The 20,563-nt window shown below is 58.7% G+C and carries 14 protein-coding genes; 13 read left to right on the top strand and 1 reads right to left on the bottom strand.

Annotation, left to right across the window (positions count from 1 at the left end; translation table 11 throughout):
* Positions 1 to 2: 2 nt before the first annotated feature.
* The 7 genes from QD409_RS13990 to fhuB all read left to right on the top strand — a co-directional run bounded on the left by QD409_RS13990 (position 3) and on the right by fhuB (position 7,100).
* Entirely contained in the window at positions 3 to 1,322 is a 1,320-nt protein-coding gene (locus QD409_RS13990; RefSeq protein ID WP_430762931.1) for a lysine N(6)-hydroxylase/L-ornithine N(5)-oxygenase family protein, read from the top strand.
* Between the two features lies 1 nt (position 1,323).
* The gene (locus QD409_RS13995; protein WP_430762932.1) at positions 1,324 to 2,055 is read left to right on the top strand and encodes a 4'-phosphopantetheinyl transferase family protein; all 732 of its coding nucleotides are present in this window, start codon (positions 1,324 to 1,326) and stop codon (positions 2,053 to 2,055) included.
* 152 nt (positions 2,056 to 2,207) lie between these two features.
* Complete coding sequence (locus QD409_RS14000) at positions 2,208 to 2,798, top strand: sigma-70 family RNA polymerase sigma factor (RefSeq protein WP_092854732.1); 591 nt, start codon at positions 2,208 to 2,210, stop codon at positions 2,796 to 2,798.
* A gap of 51 nt (positions 2,799 to 2,849) precedes the next feature.
* Entirely contained in the window at positions 2,850 to 3,323 is a 474-nt protein-coding gene (locus tag QD409_RS14005) for a GNAT family N-acetyltransferase (protein WP_092854734.1), read from the top strand.
* Between the two features lie 60 nt (positions 3,324 to 3,383).
* Positions 3,384 to 4,196 (top strand): ATP-binding cassette domain-containing protein, encoded by an 813-nt coding sequence (locus QD409_RS14010; RefSeq protein ID WP_208858707.1) that lies wholly within the window; start codon positions 3,384 to 3,386, stop codon positions 4,194 to 4,196.
* Entirely contained in the window at positions 4,186 to 5,112 is a 927-nt protein-coding gene (locus QD409_RS14015; protein WP_092854738.1) for an iron-siderophore ABC transporter substrate-binding protein, read from the top strand. Before QD409_RS14010 ends, QD409_RS14015 begins: the two co-directional genes overlap by 11 nt.
* Positions 5,109 to 7,100: a Fe(3+)-hydroxamate ABC transporter permease FhuB gene (fhuB, locus tag QD409_RS14020; protein ID WP_092854740.1), complete on the top strand. Its 1,992-nt coding sequence runs from the start codon at positions 5,109 to 5,111 to the stop codon at positions 7,098 to 7,100. The genes QD409_RS14015 and fhuB overlap by 4 nt, the downstream gene beginning before the upstream one ends.
* Before the next feature lie 267 nt (positions 7,101 to 7,367).
* Here the strand turns inward: fhuB and QD409_RS14025 are convergent, their stop codons facing one another.
* Positions 7,368 to 9,557: a TonB-dependent siderophore receptor gene (locus tag QD409_RS14025; protein WP_430762933.1), complete on the bottom strand. Its 2,190-nt coding sequence runs from the start codon at positions 9,555 to 9,557 to the stop codon at positions 7,368 to 7,370.
* A gap of 298 nt (positions 9,558 to 9,855) precedes the next feature.
* Here QD409_RS14025 and QD409_RS14030 point away from each other — a divergent pair, with 298 nt between their 5' ends.
* The 6 genes from QD409_RS14030 to QD409_RS14055 all read left to right on the top strand — a co-directional run bounded on the left by QD409_RS14030 (position 9,856) and on the right by QD409_RS14055 (position 20,183).
* A complete protein-coding gene (locus QD409_RS14030) occupies positions 9,856 to 10,758 on the top strand; it encodes an alpha/beta hydrolase (RefSeq protein ID WP_092854746.1) in 903 nt (300 codons plus the stop codon).
* A gap of 257 nt (positions 10,759 to 11,015) precedes the next feature.
* Complete coding sequence (bcsN, locus tag QD409_RS14035; RefSeq protein WP_430762934.1) at positions 11,016 to 12,005, top strand: cellulose biosynthesis protein BcsN; 990 nt, start codon at positions 11,016 to 11,018, stop codon at positions 12,003 to 12,005.
* Positions 12,006 to 12,062: 57 nt separating this feature from the next.
* Positions 12,063 to 14,252 (top strand): UDP-forming cellulose synthase catalytic subunit, encoded by a 2,190-nt coding sequence (gene bcsA, locus QD409_RS14040; protein WP_092854750.1) that lies wholly within the window; start codon positions 12,063 to 12,065, stop codon positions 14,250 to 14,252.
* Positions 14,252 to 16,741 carry a cellulose biosynthesis cyclic di-GMP-binding regulatory protein BcsB gene (locus QD409_RS14045; RefSeq protein WP_430762935.1) on the top strand — a complete coding sequence of 830 codons (2,490 nt, stop codon included), beginning with the start codon at positions 14,252 to 14,254 and terminating at the stop codon, positions 16,739 to 16,741. Before bcsA ends, QD409_RS14045 begins: the two co-directional genes overlap by 1 nt.
* Entirely contained in the window at positions 16,738 to 17,787 is a 1,050-nt protein-coding gene (locus QD409_RS14050; RefSeq protein ID WP_430762936.1) for a glycosyl hydrolase family 8, read from the top strand. Before QD409_RS14045 ends, QD409_RS14050 begins: the two co-directional genes overlap by 4 nt.
* A complete protein-coding gene (locus QD409_RS14055) occupies positions 17,778 to 20,183 on the top strand; it encodes a cellulose synthase (protein WP_430762937.1) in 2,406 nt (801 codons plus the stop codon). The genes QD409_RS14050 and QD409_RS14055 overlap by 10 nt, the downstream gene beginning before the upstream one ends.
* The last annotated feature ends 380 nt before the right edge of the window (positions 20,184 to 20,563 follow it).

Raw genomic sequence — 20,563 nt, forward strand, 5'->3', positions numbered from 1 at the left:
TCATGACATCGTATGTACTCGACCTCGCAGGGGCCGGAATTGGTCCATTCAACCTCAGCCTTGCCGCCCAGCTCGATTCCATACCTGAGCTGTCGGTGCGCTTCTTCGAACGGAACCCATCCTTCGCCTGGCATCCGGGCATGATGCTGCCCGGCGCTGAGATGCAGACATCCATCCTCAAGGATCTGGTGACAGCCACCAACCCGACCAGCCCATGGAGCTTTCTTGCCTATCTCGTTGCACACAAACGCTTTTATCAGTTTCTGAATGCCGAATTTGAGGCCGTTCCCCGCAAGGAATTCGCCGATTATCTAGCATGGGTCGCGCGTGGGCTCACTTCGCTTTGCTTCGGCACAAGCATGCATGAAGTCCATGCCAATGACGGCGTCTTCTCCATTGCCACGGATGATGGCGCGATCACCGCCCGCAATCTTTCCGTCGGCGTCGGCAAAATGCCGGCTCGCCCCGCCTGGGCCGAACAACTGCCGAAATCGATGAGCTTTCACAGCAGCGAGGCCGCCGCGCGTCTCGGCGAGATCAAAGTCCCGCGCGTTGCTGTCATAGGCGGCGGCCAAAGCGGCGCCGAGATCGTCGATGCGCTTCTTGACCTGAATAGCGTCACGGCAGTCCACTGGATCAGCCGCCGACCGAATTTCGAGCCGCTGGATGCAACGCCCTTCACCAACGAGCTCTTCACGCCCGGCTATATGGAGCGCTTCCACCGGCTACCTGAGGAGTTGCGGCTCGTCCATACCGGCCGACAGGTTCTCGCGAGTGACGGCATCTCCGCATCGACCCTGAAGAAGCTCTATCGCCGGCTCTACGAGAGAAAGCTCGAGAGCGCCGGCGAGCCTGATCATGGCATATCGCTGCGCCCGTTCCGCGATGTCATTGCAGCCGAGCGGGATGGTCCCGAAATCGCGTTGACCATGCGCAACGGCTTCGACAACAGCATCGAGACGCTGGCGGTCGACATGATTGTGCTTTCCACGGGCTATCGGTTCGTCCTACCTGAATTCCTTCATTCGCTTGAGAACCGCGTCGAGCTGAACTCGATAGGCGAGCCGGTGCTGGAAAACGATTTCTCGCTGGCCTGGGACGGTCCGCGTGAAAACCGCATCTTCGTTCTCAATGCAGGCCGCCACAGCCACGGCATCGCCGAACCGCAGCTCAGCCTTGCCGCATGGCGCAGCGCCGTCATCGCCAATGCGCTGCTCGGCCGCGATCATTTCAGTCTCGGCCAGCTCGATCCCATCGTTCAATGGGAAACACAGACACATTCGACGCAACTTTCCTCGCATATGGGACAGGCGGCGGAATAAAGTGATTTCCTTCGAAGCGGGGAAAGAGATCGCGCAGGTGGAGCTTCACAGCCTTCACCTGCACGACGGCCTCTATATCCCGGAGCTGATGCTAAGCGAGGCGGAAAAGGTGCGTGCGGCAGCGTTTTGTTCACTCGAGGCGCGGCGTATGTTCGTTGCAGGACGTACGCTTTGCCGAAACATTGTCAGCAGGATTACCGACTGCACGCCGGCGGCTCTTTCCATAGCGATTACGCCGTCCGGGCGACCCTACCTGCCCGACCATCCCGATATCGACTTCAATCTCTCCCATGCGGGGAACATGGTGGTGCTTGCCGTTAGTCGCGGCGGCCATGTCGGCGTAGACATCGAACCGCTCAACTTATTTTCCGAAGCAGAAGTGCGCGAGATCCTGCCGCTGATCCTCTCCGCTCAAGAGCTCAACGATCTCCACCATCTGACATCACAGCAGCGCCAAAACGAATTTCTATCCCATTGGGTTCGAAAGGAAGCTGCTCTGAAATGCCTCGGCCACGGCTTCCTCGCCGACCCGCAAAGCGTGACCCTCATTCAAAAAAATACAACCTTTGGCATTATAGAATCCCCGCCGAGAGAGGCAGTTTTTGTTCACTCTGGTCAATTCAAGTGCGGAAACGGCAGCGATCTTCAATGGGCTGTCGCTGCTTCAACCATGATAGCTGAGCCAATATGGCGCCATAACCTCGACCTCGTTCATTTTATGAGAGTTGTTTAAAATTCCCATGAAATCACATGGATATATCGAGATTCAGAAGAAGATTGACTGCCTATCGATTTTATCTTGACTATTATTATCATGTTTTATAGGGTCCCTTCAAAAGGAGGGGCGCAACGAAATGCAACTTTGGATTTCATCGAGAGCCCGACATGATTGCCAACCATTCACAGCCGACTTCCAATGAACAACTCCAAACAGCGCTTCGCGCCTACCCGAAACTCCTCTCCGTCGCCCGCAGGATCACCGGTAGCATGACCTTGGCCGAAGACGTTGTGCAGGAGGTTTTGCTGCAACTGGTCTCCAAACCGCTCAGGCAAGATATCGCGGCACTGCCCCCCTATTTGATGCGCATGGTGCGCAATCTGGCAACCGACCATATGCGGCGCTTGCGATATGAGAGAGGTCTGTTTGTCGAAGAAGAAGTCGGCGGCAATGCATCTGCCTACGGAAGTCCCGAAGAACATCTGCACGAGGCTGAAGCATATAAGGCCTTTCGTTGCACCGTCGAGGCGATGCCCGCCAGGACCCGCAAGTTTTACGAGGAGCATTATTTCGACGATGTGCCCCAAAACGTCATCGCCAAAGAAGCCGGAGTATCCTGCGCGCTGGTTTGCGGCCTGTTGAGAGAAGCGCATTCGCGCTGCCTCGCAGCGTTAGCGCTGGAGGTCGATCAGAACATGACGTCCAGTCGTAACCAAAGGCGGGACCGGTCTTCGCGCTCTCGGGAGATGCGTGCCTGATGGCGGCGCGCCGCCATTTTCCGCAACCGTTACCCGGCAAGGGAGAAACACATGCTGGAAGCGATAGAGATAACCGAATCCAGGGGCGAAATCTGTCGTGCCGTCATGTCGGAGCTAACAGACTGGTTTACGGACCGGGCTGTTGTCGATGCCTGCGCAGAAGCTGCGGAAACTCTGCCGATGTTCGCCTGCGTCGAGGCTGGCACTATCGCCGGTTTCGTTTCGATGCAGGCGCGCACGCCTTCTGCCATGGAAATCCTGGTGATCGCAACTCGACGCCGATACCACCGAAGCGGCGTCGGCAAACGATTGCTCGCCGCCGCCGAACGGTTTGCGCGCGCTGCCGACTGCAAGCTTCTGACGGTGAAGACGCTCGCTCCAAGAGGCAAGGACGAGCCGCAATATGAGGCGACGCGGGCCTTCTACGACCGGAACGGCTTTATCCGTGCAGAGGTGTTTCCTACGCTTTGGAGTAAGGGCAATCCGTGCCTGTTCTTCGTTAAGCCGCTGACGGCAACTAACTGATCTCACTCATTTACAGACGTTCGACACATGCTGAAACCATATGCTTCGCCAAAGATGGCCATGAAAGACCAACCGATTGCTCAAGCCGACCTAGACCGGCACGCCGTCTTTACGACGGAGGGCCTGCGTTTCGAAGTCGACGGCAACCCCATCCTCCATCCGCTCGATGCGACTTTCAACGCCGGCGAGATTTCGGGATTGATTGGCCATAATGGTTCCGGCAAGTCCACCCTGATCAAACTGCTGGCGCGACAAATCCGGCCCGCCGGCGGGCGGATCGTTTTCGATGGCGCCTCGGTGCATTCCTACGACATGCGTGCCTTCGCCCGCGCCGTTGCCTATCTGCCGCAAGATACCACATCCGCCGCTGGCATGACCGCCGAGGAACTTGTCGCCTGCGGACGCTATCCCTGGCATGGAGCTCTGGGCCGCTTCACTGAGCTCGATCGGGAGAAAGTCGAGACCGCGATGCGGCTTACTCACGTCGATACTTTGAAGGGCCGCATGGTGGATACGCTTTCGGGCGGCGAGCGCCAGCGCGTGTGGATCGCCATGCTGGTTGCCCAGGACAGCCGCTGCCTCCTGCTGGACGAACCCACCTCAGCGCTCGATATCGCCCATCAGATGGAGATCCTGGGCCTGGTACGGGAACTCTCACGGACGAAAGGCCTGAGCGTTATTCTTGTGCTTCACGACATCAATGTCGCCGCGCATTTTTGCGACCATCTGTATGCGTTGAAGCACGGACGCCTGATTGCCGCCGGCCCGTCGCCCAGTCTCATGACAGCCGAGACGCTGCATATGATCTACAACACGAACATGGGCATCACGGCTCACCCCGTGCATGGAACACCGCTCGCCTATGTCATCTGAGCGACCTTACTATCCCTTGAAACTTTACTATCCCTTGAAACTTTCCCGCCGCCGCGCACTCCTTGCCGCCGCAGCGTTCTTTGCCGTTCCGCGAGCGGGATTTGCTGCCGAAACGGTATCCGGCCCGATCGTTTCCCTCGATTATGGTTTGGCTTCGACGCTGCTGGCGCTCGGTGTCACGCCGGCTGCCATCGCTTCGCTTGCCGATTGGGATAGATGGGTGGTGGAGCCGAAAATGCCGGCCGGCGTTATCGATCTCGGCACGACCAGTGAAATCAATCTTGAAGTCCTGGCGAGCATTAAGCCGGCACTGATCCTGACGACACCCTATCTCGCACCGCTTAAGCCACGGCTGGAGGCGATTTCGCCTGTCATGGAGCTGACGGTCTATGCCGAAGGCGGAGAAGCTCTCCAGCGATCGATTGAGGCCACACGGCTGCTGGCCGCTGCAATCGGGCGACACCAGCAAGCGGACGATTTTCTGGCGCGATCCGAACAATTCTTTGACCGCTGCGCGAACAGAGTTGGGAAGCTCAATCCTCCGCCATTGGCACTTATCAATTTCGTCGATCAGCGCCACGCCCGGATCTATGGCGGCGCCGGCCTTTACCAGAACGTCATGAGCAGGATCGGTCTCAAAAACGCCTGGACAGGGCCTGGCGACTATTGGGGTTTCGAAACGATCGGCCTGGAACAATTGGCAACGCTCGATCAAAGCCTGCGCCTGATCGCATTTGAACCTCTCCTTCCCCCCAATATATTCGACAATCTGCAGGACAGCCCTTTGTGGACCAGCCTGCCCTTCGTGCAGGCCGGACGTGTCTCGGTGCTGCCGGGCACTCTGATGTTCGGCATGGTGCAGGAGGCAGAGCGCTTCGCTCGCATCCTGCTCGACCATTTGGAAAAACTCGCATGAGCCATATGGAAGCAAATAAGGCCCTCGGCGCTCCCGTCGTGGCATTGACGCTTTTGGGGCTCGCCGGGTTGCTCGTCTGGCATCATGTTGCCCCAGATTTTTCGCGCCTGCTGGTACAGGATACCTGTTACGATCCACAGCGCCTGTTGTTGCTCTATTCGACGCTGCCACGGATTGTTACCGCACTTCTTGCCGGCGCAGCGCTGGCTCTTTCGGGAAGCTTGTTACAGCAGGTACTGCACAATCCACTTGCCTCGCCTTCGACGCTCGGCATTTCTGCCGGCGCAAATCTCGCACTTGTCGCCGTCATGCTCGCCCTTCCGGCCCTTGAAGGCTTTGGCCGCGATGCCGTTGCTCTGTTCGGGAGTGCTGCGGCCGCTGCCGTCGTCTTTCTGATCGGCTCAAGGCGCGGCTTCTCGCCCTTTGCCCTGGTGCTTTCGGGATTGATCGTCAGTGTCTGGAGTGGTGCGCTTGCCGCCATTCTCGTTCTGATGAACGATCGCTATCTCTCCGGCCTCTTCATCTGGGGCGCGGGGTCGCTGGTGCAGCAGAGCTGGACCATTCCCCTTTCCCTTCTCCCGAAAATCGCGGTTCTTGCCGCCATTGCTTTTCTGATGGCGCGGCCGCTATCGCTCATGGAACTTGGGGACGGCGGCGCCAGTGGTCTCGGCCTTTCGGTAAGGCGGACACGCATTGCTGCGGTCTGCCTTGCCATCGCGCTTGCCGCCATCGTGACCAGTGCGGTCGGCGTTATCGGCTTCATCGGCCTTATCGCCCCGCGGATTGCTAAGCTTGCCGGCGCCCGCCATATGAGGAGCCAGCTTGTCTGGTCGCCGCTCATCGGTGCGGGATTGCTGCTTCTAACGGATCAGGCGCTGATACTGCTTTCCGGCGCATCCTCGACCTTCCTTCCGACCGGCGCCATCACCGCATTGCTCGGCGCTCCGCTATTGCTTCTGATGCTGCCGCGATTGAAGGTGGCACAACGCAACGTTCCGGTCTCGCCCCAGACGCTAGGCCGAACGGCACATACCTCACAAAAACCGCTCCTCATAGCAGGCATCGGACTTCTAGCCCTCCTTCTAGGCGCAGCCTTCTTCGGACGGGCGCCGGATGGCGCCTGGACGACTCTAGTCTACCTGCATTGGCCCGATGTCCTGCCCTATCGGTTGCCGCGGGTGATCGGCGCCTTCGCTGCAGGCACGATGTTGGGTGTCGTCGGGACAATCCTGCAGCGACTCAGCGGTAACGAGATGGCAAGTCCCGAAGTATTGGGTATCTCCGCCGGCGCGACCATCGGCGTAACGGCCGCCCTTTTTGTGTTTTCAGCTCCAGGCATGGCAGCTCAGCTCGGCCTCGGCGGCCTTGGTGCATTCGCCGTTTTGGTTGCTATTTTCCTTTTCGGCATTCGCTCCGGCTTCGCGCCGGAGCGGGTCTTGCTGACGGGTATTGCGCTCGGCGCCATGCTTGACGCCTTCATAAGCGTGCTTGCCGCTAGCGGCGATCCGCGCGCGATGATTATCATGCAGTGGATGAGCGGCTCGACTTATCTTGTTGACACAACGAGAGCAATTTCCGCAACAGGTGCGGCGGCCATGGGATTCGCACTGTCATTTCTTGGCTGCCGCTGGCTCGACTTGTTACCGCTCGGCCCGCAGGCCGCGCAAGCGATCGGCGTCCGCGTCAATCTCGCCCGCGCCGGTCTCTTTGCGCTCGCCGCATCCATGACTGCTGCTGCGACGCTCGTCGTCGGCCCTTTGAGTTTCATCGGCCTTATGGCCCCACACCTCGCGAGAGAGCTTGGGTTACGACGCGCAGCGCCCCAGCTTGCCGGTGCAGCCCTTGCCGGCGGCGGTCTCATGGTGCTTGCCGATTGGTTCGGCAGGATGATCGCCTTCCCATACCAGATCCCCGCCGGCCTGGTCTCGGCGCTTGTTGGTGCGCCTCTGCTATTGATGCTACTGATCAAGCGGCGCAGGGCCTCTTAAACGCATCGGAGCACGCTGCCAGTATTCGAGGTTCTTGCCGATGGAAGAAATGTTTCGCCCGCCGAATGCCAGCGAATATTGATCGCATCGGATCAAGGCCAGCATCTGAAGGAGCAGGCCTGACACGATCCATGTACCGTCCTCTGGATCGCTGCAGTTCGGGAAGATGGCTGAACTCAAGCGCATCTGGCAGGTCTTGCCGCTCTGTTTGCTTTTTTCAAGCGAAAATCGCGGGCGGCATGTGGAAACACGACGCCCGCGAAGAATTTACCAGCGATACTTCAACGATGCCGTGATGTTGCGGCCTTGTCCAAGGTAGCAATAGCCTTCGTTGCAAACCGTCAGTCGGCGGTTGGCGATATTGCGGACGTCGACCGATGCAGTCAGGCCTTTGTACTTCTGATCGACCGCGCCGAAGTCGTAAGAGAGTGCCGCATCCAGATAGACGCTGGCATCGTTCTTGGCGGTGTTCGCCGTGCTGGCATAGGTCTCGCCGGTGTAGCGAATGCCGGCACCGACCGTTAGACCCCTGGCAGCGGAATCCTCCTGGAAGGTATAGTTTGACCAGAGGCTGGCGATATTCTGCGGGGTTACCGCAGGCGTGTTGCCGGCATTGTTGCCGCGCGTGATTTCGGAATGATTGTACGAGTAAGCGGCAACCACGTCCCAGCCATCGGTTATGTTTGCCTTGGCTTCCAGCTCGATGCCCTTGTTGGTTACCTCGCCGAGCGAGGCATAGATGCCCGTCAGCGGATCGACCAGAACGGGCTTGTTTTTCTCGACAAGGTGATAGGCGACGGCCGACAGCAGGATATCGGTGCCCGGCGGCTGATATTTCACGCCAAGCTCATACTGCTCGCCTTTCGCGGGATTGAGGATACTGCCGGATGCGGATCGCTGGGTGACCGGATTGAACGAGGTCGAATAGCTGGTGAAGGGCGCAATCCCATTATCGAAGAGATAGAGAGCACCGGCCTGCATTGAAAATGCACTCTTGTTGAGACTGTCGTTCGTGGTCGTATTGGAAGAGACAAGAGTGGTATCGGTCGACTGCTTGACCCAGGTCTGGCGCCCGCCGAGCGTGAAGCGCCATTTGTCGACTTCGATCTGGTCAAGGGCATAGGCACCGAACTGCTGCAGGCTGGCGCCGACCCGGCTGAAGTTATAGGCCGGCGTTGGGCCTGACACTCCATAGGTCGGATTGGTGATATCGAAGTCATAGGCCGGGCTGGTCGTCGCATCCATCCCATATGCGAAGGAATCCCTCATACGAGTATAGTCGAGGCCGAACAGCATGGTATGGGCTGCCGGACCGGTATTGAACTTGGATTCGAGTTGGTTATCGACCTGGAAGACATTCATCCTATCGCCAATCGCAGTTGCACCACGATTGGCGACGGTTCCGGTCCAACCAAGCGTGCTGAGATAACGCGATTTTAGATTCAGGTGCGAGAAGCGAAGATTTTGGCGGAAGGTGAAGCCACCATCGAACTCATGCTCGAACTGGTAGCCGACCTGCTGCTGGCGGGTCTTTTGATAGTCATAATCGGGATCGCTGTCGCGAAAATCAAGAATATTGCCGTCGGGGCCTTTCATTGCACCGACATTGGCATCGGTCTCAGTCGACTGCGCCGATCCGTAGACCGTAAATCTCGTCGCATCATCAGATTTCCAAGTGAAGGACGGCTGGATGAAATAGCGATCGTCGGCAATGTCAAAATTGGTGTCACCCTTTCGCGCCAAGCCGACGATCCGGTACCACATGGTGTCGTCGTCCTTGCTGACCGGCCCGCCGAAATCGAACATTGTCTGGGCACGGTCAGAGGTTCCATAGAAAACCCCGACCTCCCTGATCGTCTCTTCCGTCGGCAGCTTCGATATCTTGTTGACGATACCGCCCGGCGAGCCGGCGCCGTAGAGCACAGATACCGGACCCTTGATGATCTCGACACGGTCGAGCGCATAAGGATCGGTTCGGAACATCGCGTAATTCATGTAGGGTTGCCGCAGCCCATCGCGATAATCGCCGTCGGTCGTGACATCATTGCCGCGAATATAGATCTGGTCGAAGCGCGGATCAAAACCATACGAGCCCGTCTGAACACCGGCGGAGTAGCGCACGGCCTCGGTAATGTCCTGCGCACCGCGCTCCTCCAATTCCTTCCGGGTCACCACCGAAACGGAACGCGGCGTCTCAACCAGAGGCGTATCGATCTTGGTGGCGCCGCTGCTTTTCTTTGCCGCTACCGTTGTATTATCGCTTGCACCGCTCGACTGCCCGCTGACGACGATCGGCGCAAGCTGGGTCGCAGCACCGTTGTTCGCGCCGGCAGCGGAATCTTGTGCAAAGGCGTTTCCACTCAAAGCAAACAGGGTGGCAAGCGCTGTAGCGCTGCGCGCAAGAGCGATCCTACTATCTATCAAGTTATTGATATAATTATATTGTCTCTGTTTCATAAGTTTTTTCGTCCATCCGTTTTTGAGAAAGATGGCGCAAATTAGATTGCAGCTCCGGCCGCCGTCAATAATATATGAGTATAATAGTCATCTTTTCATCGAATTCGATGCCGCTGCGATAAAATCGCCGAAATGGCGACACTGCGTTCTGCGAATATACAACCTCGAATTATATTTTTGACATATCGGAACTGCTTGTCAGATGTCGAATCTCATAATATGGAGAATTACAGTCATCTTTTTTAAGCGCCTTTACGATCCTGCAAGGCAACCGCATTTTCGGTCTTTCGGGGAGACAATGTCCCAATCGTCATCATGCAGCTCAACGGTCCAGTCGAGGCCGGTCACTCTTGCCGGCGCGACATTTGCCGATCTGAAATTCGAAAATGCCGATCAGCCGCACAGGATCTTCCTTTACCGCCCCGACAAGCCGGCGCCGCCGGAGGGATGGCCCATTCTTTACCTGACGGATGGGAATGCCTGTTTCGCAACTGCGCTCGACGCCCTCAAAGTGCAGGCCTCCTATCCGAACGGAACCAATGTTAGCGAAGGTGTCATCGTCGCCATCGGCTACCCCACGGACGAACCCTATGATCCGCTTCGGCGTTCATGGGACTTGAGCCCGCCTCCCGGTCGGATCTATCCACCATTCTTCCCCAACACACCTGATGTCCGGACCGGCGGCGGAGCGCGTTTCCTGGCTTTGATCGAAGACGAGCTCAAGCCCTGGATAGAACGACAGGTGTCGATTGACCGATCGCGCCAATCGCTTTTCGGTCACTCGTTCGGTGGTCTCTTTACTCTCTACGCGCTGTTTTCGAAACCACACGCCTTCAGTCGCTGGATCGCGGCAAGCCCCGCAATCTATTGGGAAGATGCCGCAATCCTTTCATTGGAAAGCGAATTTCTCGCCGATCTTAAAGTTCCGCTGGACACAGAGCTGCATCTCTCTGCCGGCGGATACGAAGGCGAGAAACTCGCGCCTTTTCACAAGGGTACGCCCGAAGAGCAAAAAAGGCAGGAACGCGCCAAGGAAACACGCACCATCGAACTCGCCCGTGACATGGCACAGCGATGGGCAACAATGAGCTCCTTCACAGGGGCGGCTACATTCGAGGAATATGCCGGCGAGAACCATATGTCGGCCCTTCCGGTCGCCCTCAATCGGGCCGTACAAGTAGCGTTCCGAAGGACGTTATAGAAAACCGGGGTCACCTCTTCGGCAGCAGCTCGGGCTGCATGTGGCGTCATCTCTGGGCGGCCGCTCAACCGATTTTTCCGCGACATCATGATCGGCATTACTTTACCCTTTTGCCTGGGTCTCAATCGCTAAATTAACGATTGATTAACCATAGTCCTGCTTATTCGTGTTACCAAATACAAGGGCCTGATTCCCAACTCCGCCGCGCAATTTAGCGAATTTTATAACAGACAACCACTTTGCCGCGACCCGAAAAGATGCATCTTTCAAAGACGATAGCCCTGATTACGTTAGCCGGTTTGATGGCCGGTTGTACGACGACGGGCCACGTTCGGCAATCAATCGGCGTGGAAACGGTCGACAACGACAAGGCATTGGCCTTCCCACCGCCCGGTGGCCCGGCAATCGTCAATGTGGTCGAGCGCAGACATGCCAAGGATGTGGATCAGACGATTTCGCTCGCTACTTCCTCCTCCGTTCCCGGCCAGAATTTCCTCAAGGTACAGTTTCTCGGCATAGATGGATCGAACCCGGCTCTCGGAAGCAGGCCGTTCAATACCATCAACGAGCGTACGATCGCCCGCGAAATGGCCTCGGCCGTTCCGGGCGTGCGGCTCGCTCGCTCGGCGATCTTCGTCCAGAACAGCTACGGGCCTTTCGGCTACGCCTCCGGTCAGAGCATGGCCGGCGATACCTGCCTTTATGCGTGGCAGCAGGTTCAGGCAGGTTTCGCACCGTCGCGCGAGCAGCGCAATTTCGGCACGGTGCAGGTGAGGCTCAGGCTCTGCGACGCCCATTCGACGGAGCGCCAGCTCCTAAGCAGGGTGTATGGCTATACGATCGCCGGTCGTTTCGATGGCGCTGCCTTGAACCCCTTCGGTGCGCCGCGCGGTGCTGATGCCGTTCTGGGCAAGCCGGGCGAATTGGTCTATCCCGACGCTGCCCCTTATCGTACGGCCCCGATCAGCATCGGCTATCAGAGCCAGCCGGCACCCATACGCCCTGCCGTCATACGCAGGCCCGCAGTCACACCGCAGCAGCCCCAGGTGCAGCCGGCCCTGCCACCCATCATCGGCCCGCGCGTACCTTTGCCGGATGGACAGAACGATTCGCCGCAGACGGGCGGCGCGAATGGCTCGACGTCCATAATGGCACAACCGTCGAGGCCAAATACAGCGAGCAATATTGCCGTGCCTTTACCGGACTGTAACGGAGAATCGGGCATATCCGCGACGTGCAGCCGCTAGGCTGAGCGATCTCGGGGCGCCAGGATGGCGCCTGGCAATACCTTTGAAGGAACATCGATGCAGACAGCACGCAGCATCTTGATATGGGCCGTGATCGCGCTATGCGGGGTCGTTCTGATCACACTGCCCGTCAACCTTCAAACGCAGTTGATCGCCGGCACCGTCGCCGTCACCATTATGGCAATCATCAAGATTCTCAAGCGTCAGGGCACTTGGCGATTGGTGGCGCTTGCCTTCGGCACCGCCATCGTCCTGCGCTACGTATACTGGCGGACGACCAGTACCCTTCCGCCCTTAAATCAGCCTGAGAATTTCATTCCGGGGCTGCTGCTCTATCTTGCAGAAGTCTATAACGTGGCGATGCTGATGCTCAGCCTCTTCATCGTTGCCACTCCTCTTCCCCCGCGCACGGCGCGCGCATTGAAGACGCAGGACTTCCCGTCGGTGGACGTTTTCGTGCCCTCCTACAATGAGGACACCAATCTTCTTGCCAACACGCTCGCCTCTGCCAAAGCAATGGACTATCCGGCCGACAAGCTCAAAGTCTGGCTGCTCGATGATGGCGGCACGGCGCAAAAGCGGAACTCGACCAAGGTGCTGGAATCGCAAGTGGCCATTGCTCGCCACGACGAACTCAAGCAGCTCTGCGCCGATCTGGATGTCGAATATTTGACGCGAGAGCGCAATGAACATGCAAAAGCGGGTAATCTCAACAATGGACTTGAGCACTCCACCGGCGAGCTGATTGCCGTCTTCGACGCGGACCACGCGCCGGCGCGCGATTTTCTGATGGAGACGGTGGGCTATTTCGAGGACGATCCGAGACTCTTCCTCGTCCAGACGCCGCATTTCTTCATCAATCCGGACCCGCTGGAACGAAATCTGCGCACCTTCGACACCATGCCGAGCGAGAACGAAATGTTCTACGGCATTATCCAGCGCGGTCTTGATAAGTGGAACGCAGCATTTTTCTGCGGTTCCGCCGCAGTCCTCAGCCGCAGGGCGCTCGAATCGCAGAACGGCTTCAGCGGCATCAGCATTACAGAAGACTGCGAAACGGCGCTTGCGCTTCATGGCGCCGGCTGGAACAGCATCTATGTCGACAAGCCGCTGATTGCGGGCCTGCAACCGGCGACCTTTGCAAGCTTCATCGGCCAGCGCAGCCGCTGGGCGCAAGGCATGATGCAGATCTTGCGTTTCCGCTTCCCGCTGCTGAAACGCGGTCTGACACTGCCACAACGCTTCTGCTACATGTCTTCGACGCTGTTCTGGCTTTTCCCTTTCCCGCGCGTCATCTTCCTGTTCGCGCCGCTCTTCTATCTGTTCTTCGATCTCGAAATCTTCACCGCATCTGGCAGCGAGTTCCTTGCCTATACGCTCGCCTACATGCTCGTGAACCTGATGATGCAGAATTATCTTTACGGCTCCTTCCGCTGGCCTTGGATTTCCGAGCTCTACGAATATGTCCAGACGGTGCATCTGCTGCCGGCCGTCATTTCCGTCATGCTCAATCCCCACAAGCCGACCTTTAAAGTGACGGCCAAGGACGAGTCGATTTCGGTCAGCCGGCTTTCTGAGATCAGTCGCCCGTTCTTCGTCATCTTTGCGGTTCAGATCATCGCCCTGGCGGTGACTATCTATCGTGTTTACGCCGAGCCCTATAAGGCAGATGTGACGCTCGTCGTCGGCGGCTGGAATCTCATCAACCTCATCATGTCCGGCTGCGCGCTAGGCGTGGTCTCGGAACGGGGCGAGCGCGCCTCGTCGCGGCGCGTACGCGTCGATCGCCGCAGCGAATTCGGCACCGGCGACAAATGGAATTCTGCTTCGATCGAGGACGTCTCCGTTCACGGCGCAAAGTTGAACGTCTTCAACAAGGATCTCGGCCCGATAAAGGTCGGCTCGGAAGGCACGCTTCGCTTCCAGCCCTATAGCGGCGCCGAAATGGTCACGCTGTCGGTTGTCATTCGCAATATCGAACCGATGGGAGATATCACCGCGATCGGATGCCAGTATGTCCCGAAAGGTGCCGCCGATCATCGGCTGATCGCCGACCTTGTTTTTGCCAATTCGGACCAATGGACGAAATTCCAGCAGGCGCGTCGGCGCAATCCGGGCATCATCCGCGGAACGATCTGGTTCCTCGGCCTGTCGCTCTACCAAACCAGCCGCGGCTTGATCTATCTTTTCAGAGGGGTGGGCGGCGAGCGCTCAACTCAACGGCAGGGCGCAAAGGCGAAGAGCTGATGAATCGCGTCCTCCCAATTCTCATCTTGCTCCTGGGCGCCGCGGCCGCCCAAGCGCAGTCGACACCATTTGACATGTCGGGCGAACGCCCGAAAGGCGAGCCGCCCGTCACGCCGCGAATTTTCGCGCCCCAGACGACAACACCCCAAGCTGAACCGCCAAAGACGACCCTCCCTCCCGCAGCGACACCTTCGGCTGTTACCCCTCGGGTCAATCCGCCCGTTGCGATAACGCCGCAAACTGCCATTCCTCAGACCGTAGCCCCACAGGTCACGCCGCCCGTCGTTCCGGTTCAAGCACCGCCGCAAGCAGCACCGAAGGTGCAACAGATCGCATCGGCGACACCCGAGCTCCGCCGCTTTGTCGTTCCTTATTCGAAGCTGCGCCTGGAGGGTGAGATCGATCACAAATCCTGGTCGATCTACCTTACGCCCGAACAAGCGGCAGCTCCGGCGAAGTTCAATTTTTCCTACCAAAACGCGGTCGTCGTTGCCCCTGAAGCATCGCAGCTCACCGTGCTCTTAAACGATCGTATCGTGCACCAGCAGCAAATCGGCTCCTCCGACAACCCGTCTGATGTCAATTTCGACATTCCGCGCGGCCTGCTGCAGCCGGGCTCTAACCTGCTGACCTTCGAGGCGTCGCAACGACATCGCACCGACTGTGACATCCAGTCGACCTACGAATTGTGGTCCGATATCGATCCGACGAAAACCTTTCTGACATTCGCCGGGCGCGAGGCTGAAAAGCTTTCGACAACCGATGCAATACGCGCGATCGGCATCGACGAAGCCGGGAAGACGCAATTCAATCTCGTCGTGCCGGCGCTGGCGCAACCCGGCACCACCAAACCGATGTTGCGGCTCGCACAGGGTCTGTCACTGCTTGCCGGAATGCCGAACGAGACGTTCTCGTTCAGTCCGGATGCTTTGCCGCCGCCAGGCCCGGGCAAAATGACGGTTGCCGTCGGCACGCCTGCCGAATTGCAGCCTCTGTTTGCCGTGCCCGCCTCCGCTCAAAATGGCGCGTTGGCGACATTTGCGACGGATCCACGCAGCGGACAGCAGCTTCTGCTCATCAGCGGCCCGTCCTGGCAGGCGATCTCCTCGGCGATCGATATGGTGGTTTCGCCAACCGACCGGGATCCGAATACGCAGCGCGATCTGCTGGTCACGCAGCGCTGGACTGCGCCGGATGCCCCTTTCCTCTATTCTGGAACCAGCCTCTCTTTTGAGCAACTGGGCGTCAAGACGACGGAATTTTCAGGACGGCGTTTTCACACCAGCTTCAACGTTGCAATTCCGTCCGATTTTTATGCGAACGCCTATGGTGAAGCCACCGTCCTTTTGGATGCCGCCTATGCGAAGGACGTGCGACCTGGCAGCCATATCGATGTCTATGTCAACGGCAACATCGCCACGACAAAGCCGATCACCGCGACGGGCGGCGGCATCCTCAAGCAATTGCCCATTCGCATCACGATGCGCCATTTTAAACCCGGCCTCAACACGGTGACGCTCGAGGTAATGTTGCTGGCCGACGAGGATTCGGCCTGCGTGCCCGCCACCACGTCAAGCACGACACCGCGTTTTGCGCTGTTCGATACCAGCCAGTTCCGCATTCCGGATTTCGCAAGGGTCGGGCAGCGACCCAACCTGGCCGCCTTCGCCGGCACGGGCTATCCTTATAATCGCGATGCCGAGGCAACGGCCTTGTTCATCGATCGGATCGATGCCGATATGCTGTCCACGACCGCCACCCTCCTCGGTCAGATGGCGCTGGTTGCCGGCCATTCCATTGCCATTGAGCCGATAGCGTCGCCCAGCGCCGTTGGCAGCCGGAATGCGATCTTTATCGGCTCAATCTCGCAGCTCCCGTCGACGATCCTTTCGCAAATGAATATTGCCGCCACAAGCCAGGTCGCCTGGCGCTCGCCGACACCCGGACAAGGCACTACACAAGATGCCTCCGTCACCATCGCGGATTGGCGTACCCGCATCAGCGGCGGCGTAGTGCAGGGGCAACTCGATCGCTTTCAGGAGTGGATGCATCGTAATTTCGATATCTCGCTCAGCTCCCTGCGCTTCATGCCAGGCTCTGAGCAGGTTTTTGCACCGTCGAATGCCAATACCTTCCTGATCGCGCAGGCGGCAAACCCCACCAAGGACGCGACCTGGACCGTGATTACGGCACCAAGTGCCGGAGACTTGCGGACGGGCGTGGATGCCATGACCTCGCAAGTCAATTGGCCGCAGATCAGCGGCCACATCACCCTCTATTCCGCCAAGACGGGAAAGATCGACACCGTACCGGTCAACCGCTTCGACTTCGTCCTGTCCGGCCCCTGGTCGCTGACCAACTATCGTCTGATCGCCGCGAATTGGCTTTCCAGCAATATCCTTTCCTACGCATTCCTGTTGGTCATCGGCTCGCTGCTGCTCGGCATTGCCACAGCAAACATTCTCTCCAAGATCGGCAGGCGCGAATGAGACGCTGGTGCTCCATTCTGGCCATTTGCAGCGCCGCCATCCTGGTGGTCGCCCAGCCGGTTGCGGCTCAACGTGCTGCAATCGACCCGCACGACTGGATCGCCTACAAGGCAAAGTTCGTCGATGCGAGCGGCCGCGTCCTCGACAACGGCAACAGTGGCATCAGCCACAGCGAAGGCCAAGGCTACGGCTTGCTGCTCGCCTATCTCGCCAATAATCCGGCTGACTTCGAGCAGATCTTGTATTTCACGCGGACCGAACTCCTGTTGCGCGACGATGGTCTTGCGGCGTGGAAATGGGATCCGGCGGTAACTCCTCATGTGACGGATACCAACAACGCCTCGGATGGCGATCTGCTGATCGCCTATGCCCTGGCGCTTGCGGGATCTGCCTGGAACAACAAGGACTATCTGCAGTATGCCGCAGTCATGGCGAAAGCGCTTCTCTCCAATGTCGTCATAGATGCGGGCGGGAGGACGGTGCTCATTCCCGGTGTTGAGGGCTACACTGCGCCAGGGCGCAAGGACGGCCCCATCATCAATCCGTCCTATTGGGTTTACGAGGCTATTCCTGTCATGGCCTTGCTGGCGCCATCAGAGCGATGGCAGAAGCTGCGGGACGATGGCCTTGCTCTTTTGCGCTCGATGCAGTTCGGCCCGCGCAAGCTGCCAGCCGACTGGGTTAGCCTGCAGGCGAAGCCAGCACCCGCCGACGGTTTCGAGGCGGAATTCGGTTACAATGCCGTTAGAATCCCGCTTTATCTGTCCCGCGCCGGCATTAACGACAAAGCACTGCTCACACGCTTGCAGCGCGGCATGACTGTCGAAGGAGACGAACCAGCGACGATCGACCTGACCACGGGCAAACCGAAAGACCTGCTTTCCGACCCCGGTTATAGGATTGTTAACGATGTTGTGGCGTGTGTGGTAGGCGGAACAAAACTGCCCGCTCCGGTTCGGCAGTTCGCTCCGTCGCTTTACTACCCGGCCACTTTGCAGCTCTTGAGCCTGGCTTTTGTCACGGAGAAACACCCGGAGTGTTTATAAAGTCCACCTTGATCATGGCTTTTATGGCCGTCGCTGTGGCGGGGTTTACGCTCGCAACGAAGGATCACGACTCGCCGGAAGACAAGATCAAGCTGGCGAGATCCCATCGCCTGGAGCCTTTGGCGACGCTCGCGGCTGACGCCAAGCCGGCGACCTCCCAAGGGCAGTCCATCGATCTGCAGGCAATCGCCAATCACATACAGGCAACGGCGCCGTCGGCGGTTCTCGCCGATCCGCCATCGACGTCTCAGGTCGACAAAGCCAGCCCCGCTGCAACGGCGCAGGCTGCGCCACAGCCGACGCCTCAGCCCGTCCCACAGCAGTCACCTCAGCAGCAGCCGAGCCAGCCTCAACCCGCCGCGGCACCCAAGGTGGATGAAAGCGCATTGCGCTATTTTGCCAGCCATGGCGACAAGGCGCGTCTGCAGGCGGAAATTTCTCGACTGCAGACGCTTTACCCGAACTGGACGCCGCCCGCCGATCCGCTGGCCGTACCACAAAACAGCGACAAGCAGCTGGAAGCCATGTGGCAGCTCTATTCCGAGGGCCGTTACGCTGAGGTGCGCAAGGCAATCGCCGACCGTCAGACTGCGGATACAGGATGGCAACCACCCTCCGACCTCCTGGAGCGCCTTGCCGTGGCCGAAGCGCGCACGCGCATCGTCAATGCTTCCGATCTGAAACAATACGCAACGGTGATCGACATCGGCTCAAAGAACCCGAGCCTGCTCACATGCAGCGATATCGATATTCTCTGGCGCGTGGCCGAGGCTTTCATTCGCACCGACCGCGCACAGCGCGGCCAGGATGCCTATAGCTACATCCTGAAGACCTGCACAAATCCGCAGGAGAGGCTCGCGACCATCCAGAAGGCCTCCTCATTGTTGGCCTACCAGCCCATGCAGGATCTCCTTTCTCTTGAGAAGCCGGATGGCAATGGCGGACGCGAGTTTGACAGCATAAGGACCGAGCTGGCTCGGCGCTTCGTGGCGCAGGGCAATGATGATCCGAAACTGACCGTTTCGCAGGACTATCTCTCCCAGGTCGAGCGCGTTGCCCGCAGCCAGGGGTTAGCGTCAGATGACTCGCTGCTCGGCTGGTATTATCTGCGCCGCGGCAACTACACCGACGCCGAGCAATGGTTCAAGGCTGCACATGAGAAGGAAGATTCAGCCGCAATCTCGCAGGGCCTGGCCCTGATATTGATTGCCGACCACAAACCGCAGGACGCCGAAGACGCTATGTATAAATGGCGCAACGAATCCAAGGATGCGATGGCGACCTATCTCGCAGCGACGGCAAACCTCATGGCCTTGCAGCCGCCGGCCAATCTCACGGAGGATGTCCTTGCGCGCGTCGCCGCTGAGATCGTGAAGGAAAAATATGTTCCGACGGCGCAGCAGTTCGGCTGGTACGCCCGAACCGTGAACCAGCCGCAGGCAGCCGCACGCTGGTTCGAAACGGCGCTACGTTGGAAACCCGACGACGAGCCTTCTGCCTACGGCCTCGCTATCACGCGCAATCAGCTGAACGACCGACAGGGTGTCGCCGAAGTCCAGCGCCTATGGGCAGGTCGTTCGCAGCGCATCGCCGTCCTCGGAGAACCGGCGCCGCGCACACCTGTCGCCGCGCCATTGCCATCACCGAACCAGACTGCACAGACCGCCCCCCAGCAACCCGTGCTCCAGCAGCCGCTCCCGAACGCGCCGTTGACCGCTCCCCAAGCGACGCCTCAGGTTCCAGCTGCGCAACCCTACGCGAACACGCAGGCCGCCGCCCAGCCAATCACACCCGTTCGTCGCTCGGCAGCCGTCGAATATGCTCAGCCTGAAATTCGCGCCAGAACCGCTGCTCGCACGACGCGCCGTCAGGCCGGCTGCACCACGACAATCAATGCCGAGCTGCTGACGCCGGCCAATGCGCTGTCACGCGGCTGGTGCCTCATGAACCTCAATCGGCCCATGGAAGCGGTCGAAGCCTTTGGCGTTGGGCTGAACAATAGTGACCCCAAGTCGCGAGAAGATGCCGCATACGGGCAGAGCCTTGCCTATCTCCGGGCCGGGCTTGCCAACAATGCAGCCGTCGCGGCGACCAAAGCACCCATGAGCCATCAGCGCGCCGCCGAACTGCAGGTGGCAATCCTGGCCGATCGCGCCCTTTCGGCATTCAATGGCAAACGCTACCACGAGGCACTGCTCTATCTCGACCAGCGCTCGCAGCTCCAGCAGGAGCGTGTCGACCTGATGGTATTGCGCGGATACAGCTATCTCAATCTCAAAATGTATGACGACGCCCAACGCATCTTCACCGCGGTCGCGGCCACCGGCAACCGCGACGGCAGCCGCGGGCTTAAGGACCTGATGCTGGCGACCCATCCGCAACCGGGCGAGTATTGAGACCGACAAATCACGCCCAAAATTCCGCATATTAGCGCGAAACTAGTTGCTTCCAACGCTCATCGAAAACCGGAAACAATCCGCCATCTTCTGGGCAGAACCACTACGGCGTAAGCGATAACGTGGGGCCATTACTTTTCGAAGGTCCATGGCACGACGGCGTAAAGATCGCTCGCCGACCAACCTACGGCAGCCCGGAGACGACCGTAAAGTTGCCCGCCAATTGGTGGGATCCGCTGTCCAGCGAGCTGGTAAAACAGAATGTCTTCTGGATACTTGCAGATTGCTTGTGCTCGAACGACATGGCCAGATCTAGTGGCTCACTTCTATCTATGGCTGCACAGTACATCCTGGTTCTGCCGAACCCGTTCATCGGGCGG

The organism is Rhizobium sp. BR 315 (assembly GCF_050577975.1).
GTDB lineage: Bacteria > Pseudomonadota > Alphaproteobacteria > Rhizobiales > Rhizobiaceae > Rhizobium > Rhizobium miluonense.

What these genes read in the sequence shown, in the direction of transcription:
- QD409_RS14045 (WP_430762935.1), top strand. Translation starts at nt 14,252, where the DNA reads ATGAATCGCGTCCTCCCAATTCTCATCTTGCTCCTGGGCGCCGCGGCC.
- bcsA (WP_092854750.1), top strand. Translation starts at nt 12,063, where the DNA reads ATGCAGACAGCACGCAGCATCTTGATATGGGCCGTGATCGCGCTATGC.
- QD409_RS14005 (WP_092854734.1), top strand. Translation starts at nt 2,850, where the DNA reads ATGCTGGAAGCGATAGAGATAACCGAATCCAGGGGCGAAATCTGTCGT.
- bcsN (WP_430762934.1), top strand. Translation starts at nt 11,016, where the DNA reads ATGCATCTTTCAAAGACGATAGCCCTGATTACGTTAGCCGGTTTGATG.
- QD409_RS14030 (WP_092854746.1), top strand. Translation starts at nt 9,856, where the DNA reads ATGTCCCAATCGTCATCATGCAGCTCAACGGTCCAGTCGAGGCCGGTC.
- QD409_RS14000 (WP_092854732.1), top strand. Translation starts at nt 2,208, where the DNA reads ATGATTGCCAACCATTCACAGCCGACTTCCAATGAACAACTCCAAACA.
- QD409_RS13990 (WP_430762931.1), top strand. Translation starts at nt 3, where the DNA reads ATGACATCGTATGTACTCGACCTCGCAGGGGCCGGAATTGGTCCATTC.
- QD409_RS14025 (WP_430762933.1), bottom strand. Translation starts at nt 9,557, where the DNA reads ATGAAACAGAGACAATATAATTATATCAATAACTTGATAGATAGTAGG.
- QD409_RS14050 (WP_430762936.1), top strand. Translation starts at nt 16,738, where the DNA reads ATGAGACGCTGGTGCTCCATTCTGGCCATTTGCAGCGCCGCCATCCTG.
- QD409_RS14015 (WP_092854738.1), top strand. Translation starts at nt 4,186, where the DNA reads ATGTCATCTGAGCGACCTTACTATCCCTTGAAACTTTACTATCCCTTG.
- QD409_RS14010 (WP_208858707.1), top strand. Translation starts at nt 3,384, where the DNA reads ATGAAAGACCAACCGATTGCTCAAGCCGACCTAGACCGGCACGCCGTC.
- fhuB (WP_092854740.1), top strand. Translation starts at nt 5,109, where the DNA reads ATGAGCCATATGGAAGCAAATAAGGCCCTCGGCGCTCCCGTCGTGGCA.